Origin of the sequence: Shewanella pealeana ATCC 700345 (genome assembly GCF_000018285.1) — a bacterium.
In the GTDB taxonomy this organism is placed as follows: domain Bacteria; phylum Pseudomonadota; class Gammaproteobacteria; order Enterobacterales; family Shewanellaceae; genus Shewanella; species Shewanella pealeana.
Window position 1 is genome coordinate 4,236,759 of the sequence record NC_009901.1, and the last position, 17,224, is coordinate 4,253,982.

The following is a 17,224-nucleotide window of genomic DNA, read 5'->3' on the forward strand; positions in this document are numbered from 1 at the left end:
AGTCTTCATTTTTAATCATGAAGTAACATAATTGCACATAAATATAGATGGGGTTAGTAACTAAGTAAAGAAGGTGTAACTAGCAATCGCGATCCACTTAAGCGCATTGCTAAACGGGTAGCGCAAGAGTGCCGAGTGCTGTGTTTCGATGAGTTTTTTGTCAGCGATATCGGCGATGCGATGATCCTCGCCAAGCTATTTGAAGCCCTGTTAGAGCAAGGTATTACCTTAGTCGCCACCTCCAATATTCCTATCGATGAGCTTTATAAAAATGGCCTGCAGCGACAGCGTTTTCTGCCGACTATCGAGCTACTTAAGCGCTTTACTCAAGAGATCCATTTAAGCGGATTGCAAGACCACCGCTTACATCAATCAGCGCACTTAAGCACGGAGCTAGCCACAGGCCAGCGTTACTTTGTAGACGCGTTTGATAGCGACTCGATTGAGTGGCCAGCAAGATTTGAGCAGGTTTTTAATGCGGGCCCTCCAAGCGAGACTGCGGCATGGATAGACGCACCGTTATTAGTCCATGGCCGTATAATCGATACCGTAAAATACAACCAGCGTGTAGCCTGGTTTGAGTTCGACGCCCTATGTGATGGCCCACGTTCCCAGCTCGATTATATCGAAATAGCCAGCCGCTTTAGCACGGTTATACTCACTAAAGTCCCCGTATTAGGCGGAGAGCCTCGCAGTTGGATTAGAGCGCGCGGCACAGAAGATGGTGCGCAGCCTTTTGAGACAGTAGCAATAGAAACTGCTGCTTTTGAAACAGCTGCTTTTAATACCGGCAACAGGCAACTGTCTTATGCGGTGAGTGATGACCCCGCGCGGCGGTTTATCAGCCTCATCGATGAGTTATACGATCAAGGTGTTGAGCTGTATATTCAAGCCTATGTGCCTATGGGTGAACTCTACAGCGGCGGCGCGTTAAGCTTTGAGTTCAGGCGCACATTGAGTCGCCTGACTCAGATGCAGAGTTTAGAATATTGATTTCCCCAATAACGGGGGAATTGGCTTTGGCCTCTAGAATTAACGTTAGACTTCGGCTAACAACCTAGATAAATCAAGCTCCGCTTGATAAAGGTCGTGAGCTTCCAGCTCACACACGGGAAAAGGGGAACAACAGTAATCCTCTCTTTCATCTCCCCTGCCGCCCCGACGAAATTGTTGATCCTCGCTCATTTTCGAAAATCGCTATCGCCTCATATTCGCCATATATGGACCCATCCGGTTTGCAAGATATTTAATATCGACTTTGAGAAGAGTTCATTGCACCCATATATTCGGCCTGTTATTGAGGTACTCCTCTGGCCCTGATGGATATTTGCTTCTACTTTCCTTATCATCCTTACGGCTTCTTTAGAGCCTGTGGCGAAGCAAGGTTTTAAGCAGAACAGTCTGACTGTCTCATCATCAAATCAATTATCTTGGCAACTTGGTGGTTAGCAAAACTTATGATTATCTCGTTAAGTTGACGCGTTAATGATTAATTTATACTGTGATACGGTATTCATCTTCTCTTGCTGCTATAACCCACGCTATTCGTGCAAGCTTATTAGCTACGGCAACACAAGCTCTGTTAAAGCCACGCCTTTCTGCAAGTGCGCTAGCCCAGCAACTAAATCTGTCAGTTTTATTAGAACTATGCTGTAAGACAGTTCTTGCCCCGTGGATAAATAGCGTTCTCAAATAAGCGTTTCCTCGCTTACTAATACCAAGCAAATTATTTTTCCCGCCACTACTATGCTGTTTGGGTACTAGACCGCACCATGCTGAAAAATGTCTCCCATTGGTAAAATCTTTACCTTGCCCAACAGCTGCATAAAATGCTGTGGCAGTCACAGGGCCAATGCCTGGTACGCTTTCTAAGCGCTGGCATACTTGGTTACTTTTCACCTCTTGTTGAACTTGGGCATCACAGTTTTTAAGTCGCTTCTCAATGTCATTAAACTCTTCATATAGTTGATAAAAAACACTTCGGCCTTTGACTGTTAATTCGTTATCGGCATTTTCTAGAATATCTGGTAGCTTTGTCCTAAAAGACGCTTTTCCTTTTGTGATGACAATGCCGTACTCAGCGAGCATACCTCTCACTTGATTTATCAGTGCAGTAGATTGTTTGTTTAGTCTTTCTCTCATTCGATGCAGCATCTGAATATCTTGCTGCTCTACTGGCTTAGGCTCTACAAAGCGCATGTTGGGGCGTTGTGCTGCTTCAGCTATCGCAAGTGCATCGTTATAGTCATTCTTATTTCCTTGTCTGTAGGGAACGACATACTGGGGTGCTATTAACTTAACTTGATGGCCAACTTTCTCGAACTCCCTAGCCCAATAGTTTGCACCGCCACAGGCTTCCATCACAACAAGGCAAGGTTCTATTTGAGCAAGAAAAAGCACTAACTCTTTGCGCTTAATTATCTTCTTTTTGACAAGCTTTCCGGCTTTATTAACGCCAACAAAATGAAAAACGGACTTTGCGATATCAAGACCAATTGTAGTAATGTTCATAGTGGACCCGTCCTCTTTCTGATGAGTTTAAGCAACTACATCGTGGCCCATTGCGAGGCCGATTAAAAGTGGATGGGTCCATTCCATTATCCATGACTCGCTCACGCGATTGTTCTTCAATGACCTCGGCAACTTCGATGGGGAAATAGGCGTTTCCTGCGAGTTTTGTAACTCACTTCTCTCCCTATTTACTTTATTCCTATTAAGGTTCGATTAAATCTATTGCTTGCATTGAGCTTGCGGCATAATGGCGCCAATTACATTACAGAGTCGTAAAAATGGACAATCAGCAAGACAGTTACATGACTGAAGAAACCTTAATTGAAACAGTCGAAAATCAGATCGCCGACGGTGAGCCTAAAAAGGTCAAAGAGACCTTGATGCGTTTGGTGATGACAGGTACGCCTCGCGAAGAAGCGATTCAATGGATGGCTTGTGCGCTCGCTATCGAAGTCAGCGATGTGATGCTAAATGGCGCCTCGTTTAACGAAAAGCGTTACAACCAGCATTTAGATGCCATGCCAAATTTGGATTGGATGGAAGACTGATTTTTAAAATCAATCGCTTTAGCAGCAACTTATCTCACAGGTTAAGTGCTGCTCTAGTTACCATGCTGCTTGGGCTTTCTATGACAGAAAGCTCAGCGCATCAAGCCGAGTTAACACTAAGTCCTACGACTAAAGCTACAACTACAACAACTACAACTACAACAAAAAGAGAATTAACAGTGAGCCAGCCACATACCCTTACATTAGATGACGTCTCATTTGATAAAAAACAAGGCAGGATTGATGTTTACAAGGGCAAGCATAAACATATCATCATCCCTGATAATTTTGACGGTATCCCCGTCACCAAGATCTGGGATTATGCTTTTTCAGAGGTTGAGGAGTTAAGCGAAGAATTCGAAGAGGTCCCAGAGAACCTAATAGCCAGCGTGGTTATCCCTAATACAGTCACCGAAATTGGTGAAGGCGCATTTCAGCGTAACGCCCTTACCGAGGTAGTGATCCCAAGTTCTGTGACTCGTATTGGTTACAAGGCCTTTGCTGAAAACGCACTTACCAGCGTGGACATCCCAGATTCAGTGACTGAAATTGCAGAAAGAGCATTTGCCAAAAATGCATTAACTCAGCTGAGCCTGCCAAATGCATTGACTAAAATTAATGATCGAGTGTTTCAATTTAATGCGTTAACCAGCATCACTATTCCTGATTCCGTGACTGAAATCGGTTTAGGCGCATTTAGGGGGAATGAACTTCAAAGCATCACAATTCCTGACTCTGTAACTGACATAGGTTCAGAAGCGTTTGCAGATAATGTCATAACCAATGTATTCATTCCGACTTCGGTCACTTACATGGGTAATGACGCTTTTACCGGTAACCCATTAAGGGGCAGGATTATCAAAGGCTTTGGCAACAAAAAGCCGCCCAAAGAACTCACTGACGAAGAGTGGCTCGAAGCCTATGGTGACTTATAAGCTAAAGCATTGCTGCGCGCACATCTAACATCTGATAGCGCGTAACCTTGTGAGCTTACTGCTCACAAGGTTTACAGCAGAGAAGTAACTGTCCCCTGTTATACCATCTACAACAACTTCAAGTTAATCGTACTCAGCTACTAGCATGACTTTCTTTAACTCTGGCTGGTAAAACACCATAAACTCACCGGCAAAGCCCAAGTACTCACTATCTCTGACCAAGTAAGCTTCATCTTTAAAGCTGCCTATGAAGGTATATTCTTTATTGTCTTTCTGATCCAGATAAACGATATCGCGAGTGCTCATATGTTCAAATTCAGGATGATTAAGGCTGCAGGTCACTTCATAGTAATGATCCAGCTCTGGGTTCTTTGCCAGTTCATTATATAAACATGAAGCCCAATTCTGGCCAAATCTAGGTTGGCCGCCCAAAGTGATTAATGGCAGCTTTTTGTCACGACGCATCAAACACTTATTGGCAGCAAATTCGTCCTGCGCTTGCTGATAGTTGTCTAAGTACTCGTCTTGCTCCTCAAGCGTATCATCATTGGCGTACTCGTCATCTAAGCACCAGCCTTGTTGCTCATCAATATACGAATAGGTGATTGGGCCATAATCACCATCGGGAATGCCTTGCAGATTAGGGAGTGCAATGAGTATTTTGTCGTCAATGCTTGCATCAAACATATTGAATGACAACAACCCAATTGGAATTAATTTCTCACGGTCAAAAACCACAGACTCAGCAGTTGGAAATGCAGCATAACCAGCTTCATCATGGAAGATATCGGTTTTAGCTACATTCAATTTGGTATCTTTAATTATAAACGCCATATTTAACAACACATTCCTTTTATTAATAGTTTAACCTGCTAATTCGCTAGCATTTTCCACAAGCGATTCATAGATTATTGATGCCAGTATACGCTCTTGTTAGGGGAAATTGGCGTATTCAAATACGCCGAAAATCACACTTTGAGAAGTCAAATTGAGTCTGATAAGAGTCATATCAATAACGCTACATTTTACATGCATAAATGCGCGAAAGCCTCCATGTACTATTAAGGAAGCCTCGTCATCCATGCCTCACACATCGGCGAACGGTTAGAATAAAATCAGTTACACATTACGAACGATAAAGCTGTCACGGCTTGAGGTCATCTGCAGATACATCAGATAACAGACGGGTATTAATATCAGGGAGAACACCACCAAAGCGATAATCATAAACAGATGCATTGTTGGCTTGATAACCGCTGTATCTGGGTTGCTGGGGTTGTAATGCACTTGGATCTTCTTACCACTAGGAAACTCAGCCACCAAGGCTTCGGCCTCCTCCCAAGAGTAACCCGGAATAGCACCAGTGATGTCGGTCTTATTACTCTTGTGGTAAATTTTACCGTCAACAGCATAAAAATACTCGATAGCCACCTCGTAATGAGATTCTGCGCTGCTTCTTTCATGATAGCGCTCAATACTCCAACAATTCACCACGACTCCTTTAGCCGTAGGCCAATTAAAAGAGGCATGAAACTGATGCACTGCGTAGGTTGCCACTCCAACAGCAGTGGAGAACATGATAAACATAAACCAGATTAATATTGAAACCTGCGACAGCTTAAAGCGCTTCACTATTATTCACCTCATTACCCTCACGACTATCCTCACAACTGCCCTTATAAATAACCATCAAAACTCGATAGCCTTTCACTAATCTAATCAATGGCCAAAGAGTGCCAATAATCAGCAATACCGCCCCAAGAAAACCAAAGCCAAGCAGGTAGCCAAACTCTTCAGCTCCAGTCGTTGAAAACAGCCCACCATAATTAAATCTACTGGCCACCATAAACGAGGCTAAGGCCGCTAAATGCAGCCCAAGGTAAATCCCTATCGACTGCAATAGATTCAAATAGCCTTGTTTAAAAACGGGGGAAGTAACGCGGTGCCAGCAACCCCCAGCCCAACTAAGCAAGACTAGCCACAGGGTCGCGGCAGGCCACCAAATCCAGCTAAGCAGATAAATTACCGCCGCGGCTAGGTAACTGTAACGCACCAGTGCTAGCAAAGAGCACTTTGAAAAGTCCATTATAAATCCTTATTTACAGCGACTTTAGATAACACGGCATTAGATAACACGGCATTAGATAACACGGCATTAGACTAAAGCGACTCTAGTTAGTCTTGCTGTAATACATCTTGGTTTTAATCTCGAGTATTAGGCCTTGATATCCAAGGGAGAGCCAAAAACATGCCATTAACAATGGGGGGCAATATTAGCATCCATTGCTAAATGTCAGAGGCTTTTGATTCGTAGGTTAAGGGGGGAAACTCACTGTGTTGTAATAGATAGACGACTTCCCACGGAGTTTTATCGGTTTGCCTGAATGTTTCAGCATAGTACATATGACTTTCAGCCAGCGCCTTGGGGGCCGGTGGTGTGTCTATCCATTTTGACCCGGTGATGTTATTGAATTGATAATTGAAAGGCAGGTGCAACGGGCTACGCAATGAAAATTTGGCAGTGTAGCCGGCATCGCGGTGTTTTTCTGTTATCCAGACGCTCACGTAAAAGGCCGGCGCGGTATCCCAGGTTCCCTGAATACGGTATTCCCAATCCCGGTCTTGTGTTATCTCCACTGACGCGATTTGTGGATGGTCCTGCAATACATCATTAAGACTGGTGTGTGGGTCAATACCGAATGCAGTCAGTTCCTCTATAATCATTTGATAGTGTGCCTGCCCACCGCCCTCTTCTATTTGTTGGCTTGAGAGTTGATGACTGTTGTAGATCATGTCCGCCATACTCATGTTCATTACGAATCTGGCCGGTGAGTTAATGTAATAGAGGGCAGCATAAGCCAGTGCAGCCAGAAGCGTGATTGAGCAGAACCGTTTCCAGTTTATCCTGACCAGAGTGCGTTTGAGTTTGCTTTTAAACAGGTTGTGGGTTTTGCGCTTAGAGAAAGGGGTGGGTTTTCGCAACATTCAGGATACCAACATTAGGCGTTTTGGCTTATTCAGCCGAATGGCGCACAGCGTAAAGATATATTGGAGCTGGAGCAAGTCAAATGTTTGATCAGGATACACTTTTACTTATATGGACTCCCCCTGCGCATGGTTAAAAATAAGCTAAAACATAAGCCCTCAATGCTAAATCAACAATAAGTGGCGGGCCAAAAACATGCTATTAACAATGGGGGTCAATACTGGATTTCTATCAAGCTTCGCTTGATAAAGGTCGTGGCTTTGCCACATATCAGGCTACGCCTGACTAAGGTCGTGAGCTTCCAGCTCACACTCGGCCAAGAGGGGATCAACAGCAATCCCCTCTTGGCCATTTCTTTCATAAAGAGTCCTGCCGCCCCGACGAAGTTACATGCATTTTATACGGGCCTCATACTTATTCGAAATAGCCTAACGCTTCCGATGGGACATCCTGTCCCGCGAAAGCTACGCCCACATCCGTGTGGGCATCACGACTATTTCTTCAACGTACTTCGGCAACTTCGATGGGGAAAGTGTGTTTCCTGTAGACCTACAAGGATTATCTAGCTTGTTAGTTATGGCTTAAGATAGAGGACTGCTACTTTAAGAACTAAACATCAACTCAGAAAGTTTACGCTGACCCCACTTATCTGCGGTAACTTAAGTAGAGAGTCGCTGTTATCTGCATGCTCAATATGAGCAACTCGCTATTGGTTTATGGCTACAGGCTACAGATAGAGCAACTGCTTATTGAGAACGAAGCATCGATTCAGAATAGTTCCCCCAGCCCCACACATCCTTGTTTTTATGACAATTTGTATCCACCAAACACTAGCTGTATACATGTCATTAACGGAATACGTACAATACGCTTCTCTTAATACCGCTTGTTTATCTTATTGGATTTAGATTCGACTCCGCTTTCGAGGCGCTAAAGGCTAACTATGCAAAAAAATAACTTTGATTACGATAAAGCCATAAAAAACATAACTTATTTTGAGATTCTTGTCGGAATATCACTAGCAATAGATATTGTATTTAAATTTTACGGAGCATCAAAAGGCATACTTAGCTGTGGTGCAGAACCATCACTGACTTGGCTCACCTTTGCAGCTCTCGGTAGGCTAATAGGACATAGCGCTAAGAGCATTCTTCAAGCATTAAAATCGAATAGTGAAAATAATAGGGAGCAAAACTGAGTCAAAAACTAACAGAAAACACCTGTTCCCCATCGGAGTTGCCGAAGTACGTTGGAATAAATCGCGTGATGCCGACAGGGATGTCGGCGTAGCTTTCGCGGGGCAGGATGCCCCATCGGAAGCGTTAGCGATTTATCCATAAGTACGAGGGAGACAACTTCGTCGGGGCGGCTCGGGAGATGCAAGAGGGGGTAGCTGTTGACCCCTTCTTGCCCGTGTGTGAGCTGGAAGCTCACGACTTTGGTCAGGCGCAGCCTGATAAGAAAACAGTTTTTAGACGAAGTCTAAATAAACATCGCAATCATGCCACCCACCGTGGCAGCTGCCTTAACATATTGGCCTGCAGAATATGAAGGGTCACCGTTCTCATCGATCTCCTCGGGATGATCGAGTCCTAAAGCCCCAAACACAAAAGATTCAAAATCGCCATCTTCCTCAGCTTCAGCCTTCGGTACAGAGCCATCAGCTTTAGATAAAGAGCCTTCAGCTTTAGGTAAGGAGCCTTCAGCTTTAGGTAAAGAGCCGTCAGCTTTAGGTAAAGAGCCGCCGGCTTTAGCAGCCGTCTGCTCATCGGCAAGCTTTTGCTGAGCATCAGCCGAGATAGCCACATTGGTGCTGGCACCCACATTGGGTAAAGGCGCTGCTTGATTCGCTGTAGAGCTCGCAGTAAGAGTCGCAGAAGTCGCCGCTTCATTGGCAACCGTCACGGGTGCATTGGCAGATGTATTAACCTGCGAATTACCCACGGCATTACCAAGGGGGGCGCTCACATTAGCACTTACATTAGCATTCACACCTGCACTAACACCCGCACTCACAGAAGTCATCAAACATTCCTCTAATTAATCCCTTTTACAACAGTGGGATATACAAGAGCAGATAGTAAGCAGGAAAGCATTAACCTCAAAGCAAATTTTGTCGAAAATTTGATACAAAACGTATCAAAGGGAACCTAGTCCAAATTGTTGTCAGCCCTTAATTAGGCTATACTTAATTAGGCTTTACTTGACTGGATTCTGTATTAGGCGCTTTATTAAGTTCTTTATGAAAAGAGGTAATCTTCAATGCAACAACTGGATGGAGCATTGAGGTAAAAATAAAAGATCAAACTTAAAAATCATATTGCTCTCGCTGTACCCATAGCGGATCGTAGTGCTGGCCCTGCATATAAATAACATCCACATTCATCTGCGTCAGCTCTTCAAATAAACCTATAAATTGGCCTCCACCATGGCTTGCAGTCAAGTTAGTGGTATATAGCGAAAGCGGGCTTCCGTTAGCAAACTGGCGGGAAAAAGTCGCTAAACTATGTTGATGTTCAAGTAAGTAATGTTTATCAATCCAGCGCCCGCCTAGGTAGATTGCTGAGCTTGAGGCCTTAGCGACAATACTCACATTCGAGTAAGGCGGCTCTTGGTATAGCGCCTGATTTATCTGCTCAAATGGCTCCATATTGTCTTCTAGAATAAGCAGATGCACCTCCCCACTAAAGCCTGACAATAACGCCTCGAGCTGCTCTAGCGAACTATCGACGATGATCAGGCTGACGCTTTGCTCGGCTTTCACCAATGAGCTCTTTATCTTAGTCAGCGTAATTGACTCAGCCTCAAACGCTGACTCAAACTCTGGCTCAAAGTTTGGCTCTGCTATGGCATCATTGATAAACAGCAGTAGGCAGAGTAATACTATCCAGTAGACGGGAAAGTCATGGCTGAGACGGCGCTTCGTTTTCTTGTTGGCGATAAGCCCCCTTATCGAGAGATCGTTAAAGATCGTCATGCCGGTTAAGCTATCGTTGAAGTTAGTGTAGCGGCTTGTCTGTTTGAGATAATTCATAATGAGCTCGAGCCGATAAACAATAAACTTACTGATGCATAGAACAAACCACATCGGTATAGCAAAAATGAAATTGGCTTTCACATTTGGATTCAATTAGTTAATAACGTCTCATTTCGCTTGTGGTTACCTTTTTAAATCCCGTCCAGCTCTGCAAATGAATTTGCAACGCATTTTGCTTGCGGCTTTACAGTGAAATATCCGTTCAATTAAACAAAAAGCCTCTTAGATTTAAATCTAAGAGGCTTTAAAACGGTCACGTTTATAATGGGATGAGAGGCTTATGAGCCACCTAAGATCGCTTGATAGATCTCTATGACTCGTTGAGTATGGAGCTTAACCGCTTCTACCGGCAACACGGTTCTCTTCTCTTGCAGTACTAATCGATGGTTTTCATCACGTAGGTGGCAGTAGGCTTGAGTCAGTGCCTGAGCGCTATCAAGCGGTAGCAGTTCAAGCTCAGCAAGCTCAGCGAAGATCCTCACATTATCAGACCAAAAAGACAGGGCCTTGTGCTCACTGGCGTTGGCTAAGACCAAGTACTGGGCAATAAACTCTATATCGGCAATGCCTCCACTGCTCTGCTTAAGATCGAACATATTTTCTTCGACTCTTAATAGATGATCGCGCATCTTAACCCGCATCTCTCTGACATCTTTGGCCAAAGCCTCTGTATCACGCGGGCTTTCAAGCACCTCGGCCCTAAGCTCATTGAATCGACTGGAGAGTGACATGTCACCAAACATAAAGCGCGCCCTAACTAAGGCTTGATGCTCCCATGTCCAGGCTTCATCTCGTTGATACTCGCCGAAGCGTTCAATCTCGCTCACCAATAACCCCGACGCACCCGATGGCCGCAGGCGCATATCGACTTCATACAATTCACCTGAGTTAGTGCGGGTCGAGAAAAAGTGCAATATACGCTGGGCAAGCTTTAGGTAAAAGTGTCCGATATCTATGGCTCTATCGCCATTGGTCTGCCCGGCCTGACTGCCGTTATGCAAAAACACTAAGTCGAGATCTGAGCCGTAACCTAGCTCGATGCCGCCTGCCTTGCCGTAGCCGACAACCGCAAAACCCATCTCATTATCTTTAAGGTTTTCAGGTACGCCATGGCGAGCACTCACCTGCGCCCACGCCTGATGAACCACCTGTTCGATAATCGCTTCGGCTAAGTAGGTTAAGTGATCGCTCACCTCCATCACTGGCAGTACTCCAGTGACATCGGCAGCGGCTATCTTTAGCTGCTGCGACAATTTAAATTGGCGTAGCGCTTCCATCTGCTGTTCTAAATCATCTTCTGGTACGCGTAGCAGGTACTGACGAAGCTCGCTGCCGTAGTCATCTAATGATGTGGTGTCATACAGCTGGGCTGGGTCTATCAGCTCATCGAGCAGCATGGGGAATTTTGCCAGCTGCAGGGCAATCCATGGGCTAGCAAGACACAGGCTAACCAGCTGCTGCCTCGCGCCAGGGTTTTCACACAAGAGCTCAAGGTAAGTGGTGCGAGTCAGAATTTGATCGAGCACTTTAGAGACTTGCTCAAACGCTTTAGAGGGATGGGGAAGATTGGTAAATTCGCACAGCAGCTTAGGCATGAGTTTATCTAAGGTTTCGCGCCCTCTTGGACCAATGGTGCGACGCACCACAGTTTCGTGCCAGCGGTTAAGCAGCGGCCACAGCTTTTCATCCTCAATCCCCTGCTCTTCTAGAATTGAGAGCGCATGCTCATCTTCATAAGCGTTCCATAAATGCTGAGTCCAGGTCTCGTTCTGATCATCAACAATATTGCCGCCAACGGTTTCCAGAAAATGGCTGTGGATCTGTCTCATCGCCGTCTCTATCTGTTGACGTAGATCCATCTCAGAATCAGCACTGAGGGCGTGGCAGAGGCGTTGCCAGTTGAGCTCATCACTTGGTAAGGTTTGCGTCTGTTCATCGTTAATGGCCTGCAGTAGGTTCTCTACGCGGCGCAGCAAGACATAGCTTTTCTTTAGCTCATCCACAGCCAAGTATTCCAGCTGACCTAACTGATACAAGGTATCTATTGCGGCAAAAAGACTCTGCTGACGCAATGCGGGCTCACGGCCACCACGAATTAACTGAAAACTTTGCACCACAAACTCGACCTCGCGAATACCGCCGGCGCCGAGTTTAATATTGTCGGTAAGCTTTCTGCGACGCACCTCTTGGGTGATCAGTCCCTTCATCTTTCGCAGTGACTCGATGGCCGAAAAATCTAAGTAGCGCCGGTAAACAAAGGGTCTGAGCAGATCGTGTAACTCATCTGAATCCGATGTCCAAGGGCCGAGTGCTCGCGCCTTTACCATGGCGTAACGCTCCCAGTCACGCCCCTGCTCTTGGTAATAATCCTCAAGACCACTGAAACTCACCACCAAGGGCCCGCTTTCACCGTATGGGCGAAGGCGCATATCGACCCGATACACAAATCCATCGACCGTGACCTGATTTAATAGATTCACTAGACGCTGCCCCATGCGAATAAAGAACTGCTGGTTCTCTATCGAACGGCGTCCACCAACGGTTTCTCCGTGTTCTGGGAAGGTAAAGATAAGATCGATATCGGAAGAGAAGTTAAGCTCACGCCCGCCAAGCTTGCCCATACCTAAGATCAGCAACTTTTGTGGCTTTCCTTGGCTATCGGTTGGCGTGCCTTGCTGCGCGCACATCTCGTGATATAACCAGTCTCGTCCAGCAATGACTAGTGCCTCTGCTAGGGCCGACAGGTCTAATAAGGATTCTTCTAATACGCTGTAATTAAAGAAGTCACGCCAAGCTATGCGCACCATCTGTCGGTTACGATATTGACGTAATACTCGTTTTGCCTGTTCTTCATCGCTGATCGATTCAAGTTGCTCTGCAAGCTCATGCTCAAACTCTAGACGTTCGATATTCTCGAGCTCTGAAGCGAAGAGTGCGGGGATCCATTGAGCATGTCGACACAACTGAGTGGCAATAAAATCACTTAATGCAAATGCCTGTTTTAATTCCTGTTGCTGCTCTTCGGTGAGTGAGCTGACCACCTCGGCCGCAGTGTCATTGAGCCGCTGCCAATATCGTTCTGCAGCCGCAGCCATTTGCGTGCTGACAGGCTGATTATCCAGTGAAGCCGTGCGCATAATAATCCCTAACAATTTAGTGCATCGACATATTATGTCGTTAATGATATAGATAGAGCGTAACCAATTGTGAGCAGCTTTGGTCGAGGATGTTGGCTAGTTGAGTCATTTGTCTCTAACTGAGCCATGAAAACAGGATCCTTGCTATTTTTATGCTCTAATAGGCAATACTATACTAAATGCGCTAAAACCAAATAATTTCTCTTGAGAATTCAATGTTTCAGCAAGTGAAAACTGGTTTAATGAGCTAAGATAGCAACAGCATTTTAGGCCAAGATATCCTGGTGTTGTGTAATATAGGTTTGGCCACTTTGAGTAAAATAACCGAATTTGGAGAAACTATGGCAGGAATGCTAATCCGCGTTCTCACCGTCTTAATGGTATTCGCCCTCGCAGGATGTGGCGATGATAGACCAGAGCAAATTGCTAAGTATCAGCAGCTCACTCAGCAACGCTTAGATACTCTTAGCACTATGCTTAATGACGGTCAGGTACGTAACGCTAATTTGCTCAAACAATACGTACAAGTATTGGAGAAGCAAAAGCCCGACTTAAGCCCTTTGCTTAATGAGTTGGCTATGGACGCAACTAATCGCGGACCTATGTTTACCTCGCTCACGCGGCGCTTAACCGATACCCAGAATCCGGCTAACTATATCGATCTCGATCAGCAATTGGCCGAAGTCGAAAACCTGTATCAAGCCGCAGACCCAAGTTTATACAACGATATGTTGTCTGATCCACTTAACGTGGTTGCCGACATGTCTGACGGGGCTCTGGCGCGAGTTAACTCCATTAGCCGTGAAGCCGCTGCTCTAGCCAATGGCGCGGAAGACTTTGGTGCGGGCAGTCAGCTTGTTGGTAATCCCTCTTACGGTAGCTGGCAGACAGGCTCTAATGGCATGTCATTTTGGGCTTGGTATGGCATGTACTCCATGTTCTCAAATCTGACCCGTGGCCCAATTGGCTATGACAGATGGTCGAGCCGTCGTAACTACAGTTACTACAACGATGTGGGACGCTACCGCTATACCTCGCCTAAGCAAGCTCGCGCGCAAACACAAACCTATGAGCGCACTAAGAAGCAGTTTAGTTCTCAAGGACGTAAGTTTGATAGCCCGTATGCTAAGTCGCGCACAGGCTCAACCAGTCTTTCGAGACAGAGTAGTAGTACCCCAAAAGCCAGTTCAACAGGACGCACTGCGAGCAGTAAAAGCAAGTTCCGCTCTAACTACTCCAAGGACAGCAGCTTCCGTAATTCCAGCAGTCGTACCACTCGCGGTGTTCGCCGAGGCAAATAATTAAGGAACCCTTATGACATTTTTAGAAAACTACGGCCTCACTCCAGATTTGATGATTATTCTATTCATCGATATCACTATTGCCGTGCTGCTACTGACATTAATGCGCTACCTGCAAGGGTGGACGGTAAAGGTCGATAGCCGCCATGAACTGGCTGAAAACGATAACTTTGCCTTCGGTATTAGCACCGCGGGTGCCGTGATGGCGTTGGGTATCGTGTTAACTGGCGCGATTACCGGTGAAGCCGCTGAGTCGTACTTAGTCGAGGCTATAGGCATGACAGCCTACGGCTTATTTGGTCTAATATTGATTAAACTCGGTCGTTTCCTACACGATAAAATTGCACTTAATAATATCGATAAAAACGCGCTAATTATTAAGGGCAACCTCTCGGTCGCCATCGTCGATGCCACAGCCGCGATCGCCACCGCAATCATCATCCGCTCGGTATTAATGTGGGCTGAAGACCTTACCGTCTACACCTTTATCGCCATCTTTAGTGCCTTTGCGATTTCACAGCTAATGTTAGTGTTACTGACGCGTGGCCGTGAGAACCGCTACGCCAAGCGTAACCAAGGTGCATCGATGCAAAAAGCGATTGCTGAAGGCCATGTTGCGCTAGCGATCCGCCATAGCGGCTATATGCTTGCCATGGCCTTTAGCTTCAATGCCGCGAGTCACTTCATCATCTTTGATCCACAAGCCTACGTGGCTAACTTGATCGGCTGGCTGATCTTCTCAGTGGTAATGCTACTTTCTCTATCGCTACTTATCACCTTGGTCAAGAAACTGGTACTGGCCAAGATTAACCTGTGTGAAGAAGTCGAGAAACAACACAACATAGGTTTAGCCTTCGTCGAGGTCGCAATTAGCGTCTCTATCGCGATAATCTTGGCAGCCTTGATGGCCTAAGCAGAATAATAAAGGGAGCGCTTAATACGCTCCCTTTTCTATTACTTATTTCGTCATCATCCATTAAAACGATCTCTCACAAAACCATCTCTAATAAATAAGCAACTGACACCCAATGCAAACCGACTCAAATAACTCCACCACCGAATCTAGCAACCCAACCATAGAATCAGGCAAATTAGGCTGGTTCGATGATGTGCTTCTGCTTGGCATCATGGCCGTGCTCGCTGGATGCGGCCTTATCTATGAGTATCTACTCTCTCATTATGCCGGACGCATTCTAGGCGCCCTCGAAGCTGCTATTTACACCATGATAGGTCTGATGATCGTATCCATGGGGCTCGGCGCCTTTGCCGCCCGCAAAATTCGCTGCGCCTTTACTGGCTTTGCCGTGTTGGAACTTTGCGTCGCGCTTTGTGGATCGCTAGCAATCTTAATTACTGCAGCCGTTATCGGCTTTGGCCAGCAGCTTCCCCTTGTTATCGCCAATACTCTTGGCCTACCTGCGGATCAACTGCCTGATGGTGGTTTTATTGGCACCTTGCAAAAGCTCAGTGAATATTTGCCTTATGTGTGGGGCGTGCTACTAGGCCTGATGATAGGCATGGAGATCCCACTGATCGCACGCGTGCGCCAAGCACTATCAGAGGCGCACTTAATGCACAACGCTGGCACCATCTATGGCGCTGATTATGTCGGTGCGGGTATCGGCGCTGCCATTTGGGTTGGTTTTATGTTGGCAATTGATATTCAGCTAGCGGCGGCGCTGACTGCCAGTTTTAATTTGTTAGCCGGCTTTATCTTTATTTGGCGCTTCTGGCATCAAATTCGCCATGTAAAACTGCTCCTCGTTGGCCACTTTATCGCAACGGGGATCTTAGTGTTATTGGCGCTACACGGGCCATCATGGGAACAGAGCTTTAATAACCTGCTCTATAAAGACAAGGTGGTTTATGCCAAGGCGACTCGCTTTCAACAGCTGACCTTTACTGAGCGTCTTAGAGGCAACGGTCTTGGCCCTGTGCATTCGCTGTATATCAACGGACGATTGCAGTTCTCCAGTAGCGATGAGCATATCTATCACTCTTTCTTGGTACACCCGACCATGGCGGCTAGCGCACGTCACGACAAGGTGTTAATCATTGGCGGCGGCGATGGCTTAGGACTTACCCAAGTGTTGCAATGGCAACCAGAGCAGGTGACGCTAATGGATCTTGATAAGGAACTGGTTGAGCTGTTTAAGCAACCCGCTAGCGATATGCCCGATCATTTAAGCCGAGCACTACTCGCACTCAACCAAGATGCGCTAAACGACCCTCGAGTAAGAATTATGTATGAGGATGCCTTTAACGGAGTTGATAAGTTATTAGCTAAGGAAGAGAAGTTCGATGTCATTATTGTCGATCTGCCCGACCCGAGTCATCCAGATCTTAACAAGCTGTATTCCGATGCCTTCTATTTAAAGCTCAAGGAACTAATGAGTAATGACGCTGCCTTAACCATACAGTCGACGTCACCTTATCACGCCCCTAACGCCTTTATTTCGGTAGGTAAGACCTTGGAGCTTGCTGGCTTTAGAGTCGATCAGTACCACCATAACGTACCCAGTTTTGGTGAATGGGGCTGGAGCATTGCTACCTTAGGTGGAAAAAGTGCCCGCACTAGGCTACAAAGTCTGCAGCAGCTGCCTGTCGATGACCCTTGGTTAACTCCAGGTCTAATCCATGCAGCCTTTGAGTTTCCGGGGAATTTTTACCAGAACAAAGCAGAAATTAAGCCCAATGTTTTAGGTTCAAGCCAGCTGTATCAATATCATCAGCAGGCTTGGTTAGAAAATCAGTAGAGTTTATTTTTGA

Annotated in this window: 14 protein-coding genes and 1 pseudogene; 7 read left to right on the forward strand and 8 right to left on the reverse strand. The window is 45.9% G+C overall.

Features of this window, described 5'->3' with window-relative positions; genetic code table 11:
- Positions 1 to 93: 93 nt before the first annotated feature.
- A pseudogene (gene zapE, locus SPEA_RS18250) lies at positions 94 to 993 on the forward strand (cell division protein ZapE); the annotation flags it as partial.
- A 501-nt stretch (positions 994 to 1,494) separates the two neighbouring features.
- Here zapE and SPEA_RS18255 read toward each other — a convergent pair.
- Positions 1,495 to 2,511 (reverse strand): IS110-like element ISSpe2 family transposase, encoded by a 1,017-nt coding sequence (locus SPEA_RS18255; protein WP_012153491.1) that lies wholly within the window; start codon positions 2,509 to 2,511, stop codon positions 1,495 to 1,497.
- Between the two features lie 278 nt (positions 2,512 to 2,789).
- Between SPEA_RS18255 and SPEA_RS18260 the strand changes: the two genes are divergently transcribed.
- Positions 2,790 to 3,059 carry a hypothetical protein gene (locus SPEA_RS18260; RefSeq protein ID WP_012156666.1) on the forward strand — a complete coding sequence of 90 codons (270 nt, stop codon included), beginning with the start codon at positions 2,790 to 2,792 and terminating at the stop codon, positions 3,057 to 3,059.
- Between the two features lie 179 nt (positions 3,060 to 3,238).
- Entirely contained in the window at positions 3,239 to 3,994 is a 756-nt protein-coding gene (locus tag SPEA_RS18265) for a leucine-rich repeat domain-containing protein (protein ID WP_223296528.1), read from the forward strand.
- A 123-nt stretch (positions 3,995 to 4,117) separates the two neighbouring features.
- Here SPEA_RS18265 and SPEA_RS18270 read toward each other — a convergent pair whose 3' ends face one another.
- The 4 genes from SPEA_RS18270 to SPEA_RS18285 all read right to left on the reverse strand — a co-directional run bounded on the left by SPEA_RS18270 (position 4,118) and on the right by SPEA_RS18285 (position 6,979).
- A complete protein-coding gene (locus SPEA_RS18270; protein WP_012156668.1) occupies positions 4,118 to 4,828 on the reverse strand; it encodes a hypothetical protein in 711 nt (236 codons plus the stop codon).
- A 285-nt stretch (positions 4,829 to 5,113) separates the two neighbouring features.
- On the reverse strand, positions 5,114 to 5,626 hold the full coding sequence (locus SPEA_RS18275; protein WP_012156669.1) for a DUF3592 domain-containing protein: 513 nt from the start codon (positions 5,624 to 5,626) through the stop codon (positions 5,114 to 5,116).
- A complete protein-coding gene (locus SPEA_RS18280) occupies positions 5,613 to 6,080 on the reverse strand; it encodes a hypothetical protein (protein ID WP_041411078.1) in 468 nt (155 codons plus the stop codon). The genes SPEA_RS18275 and SPEA_RS18280 overlap by 14 nt, the downstream gene beginning before the upstream one ends.
- Positions 6,081 to 6,280: 200 nt before the next feature.
- The gene (locus SPEA_RS18285; RefSeq protein WP_012156671.1) at positions 6,281 to 6,979 is read right to left on the reverse strand and encodes a hypothetical protein; all 699 of its coding nucleotides are present in this window, start codon (positions 6,977 to 6,979) and stop codon (positions 6,281 to 6,283) included.
- 944 nt (positions 6,980 to 7,923) lie between these two features.
- Here SPEA_RS18285 and SPEA_RS18290 point away from each other — a divergent pair.
- A complete protein-coding gene (locus SPEA_RS18290; RefSeq protein ID WP_012156672.1) occupies positions 7,924 to 8,178 on the forward strand; it encodes a hypothetical protein in 255 nt (84 codons plus the stop codon).
- Positions 8,179 to 8,462: 284 nt separating this feature from the next.
- Here the strand turns inward: SPEA_RS18290 and SPEA_RS22435 are convergent, their stop codons facing one another.
- The 3 genes from SPEA_RS22435 to glnE all read right to left on the reverse strand — a co-directional run bounded on the left by SPEA_RS22435 (position 8,463) and on the right by glnE (position 13,154).
- A complete protein-coding gene (locus SPEA_RS22435; protein ID WP_049767985.1) occupies positions 8,463 to 9,005 on the reverse strand; it encodes a hypothetical protein in 543 nt (180 codons plus the stop codon).
- Positions 9,006 to 9,288: 283 nt separating this feature from the next.
- Positions 9,289 to 10,014: a DUF4347 domain-containing protein gene (locus tag SPEA_RS18300; protein ID WP_041411626.1), complete on the reverse strand. Its 726-nt coding sequence runs from the start codon at positions 10,012 to 10,014 to the stop codon at positions 9,289 to 9,291.
- A gap of 281 nt (positions 10,015 to 10,295) precedes the next feature.
- A complete protein-coding gene (gene glnE / locus SPEA_RS18305) occupies positions 10,296 to 13,154 on the reverse strand; it encodes a bifunctional [glutamate--ammonia ligase]-adenylyl-L-tyrosine phosphorylase/[glutamate--ammonia-ligase] adenylyltransferase (RefSeq protein WP_012156675.1) in 2,859 nt (952 codons plus the stop codon).
- Positions 13,155 to 13,495: 341 nt separating this feature from the next.
- On the opposite strand from glnE, the gene SPEA_RS18310 reads away from it, so the two are divergent.
- The 3 genes from SPEA_RS18310 (at position 13,496) to SPEA_RS18320 (ending at position 17,211) form a co-directional block, all read left to right on the forward strand.
- Complete coding sequence (locus SPEA_RS18310) at positions 13,496 to 14,455, forward strand: hypothetical protein (protein WP_012156676.1); 960 nt, start codon at positions 13,496 to 13,498, stop codon at positions 14,453 to 14,455.
- Between the two features lie 13 nt (positions 14,456 to 14,468).
- A complete protein-coding gene (locus tag SPEA_RS18315) occupies positions 14,469 to 15,368 on the forward strand; it encodes a DUF350 domain-containing protein (RefSeq protein WP_012156677.1) in 900 nt (299 codons plus the stop codon).
- 115 nt (positions 15,369 to 15,483) lie between these two features.
- The gene (locus tag SPEA_RS18320; protein ID WP_012156678.1) at positions 15,484 to 17,211 is read left to right on the forward strand and encodes a polyamine aminopropyltransferase; all 1,728 of its coding nucleotides are present in this window, start codon (positions 15,484 to 15,486) and stop codon (positions 17,209 to 17,211) included.
- The last annotated feature ends 13 nt before the right edge of the window (positions 17,212 to 17,224 follow it).